This window comes from Aminobacter sp. MET-1, from assembly GCF_026521175.1.
Classification (GTDB): Bacteria; Pseudomonadota; Alphaproteobacteria; order Rhizobiales; family Rhizobiaceae; genus Aminobacter.
This window is the reverse complement of the sequence record NZ_JAMSHL010000151.1, coordinates 1-250: the sequence shown is the minus strand read 5'-3', so window position 1 is coordinate 250 and position 250 is coordinate 1. Positions and strand designations below refer to the sequence as shown.

At 60.4% G+C, this 250-nt stretch carries 1 protein-coding gene; it reads left to right on the top strand.

What is annotated here, in order from left to right; genetic code table 11:
• Positions 1-250 (top strand): large-conductance mechanosensitive channel protein MscL (gene mscL / locus NDO48_RS29415; protein WP_267322943.1); only part of this gene is annotated, 250 nt, incomplete at both ends.

Here is a 250-nt window from a genome sequence, read left to right as displayed (position 1 = left end):
GGATATGGCTGTCGGTATCATCATCGGCGCGGCCTTCGGCAAGATCGTCTCGTCCTTCGTGGGCGATGTGATCATGCCGCCGATCGGACTGCTGATCGGCGGAGTCGACTTCTCCGACCTGGCGATAACGTTGAAGGCCGCCGAAGGCGACGTGCCGGCGGTGGTGCTGGCCTATGGCAAGTTCATTCAGACCGTACTCGACTTCGTCATCGTGGCCTTCGCCATCTTCATGGGGGTCAAGGCGATCAAC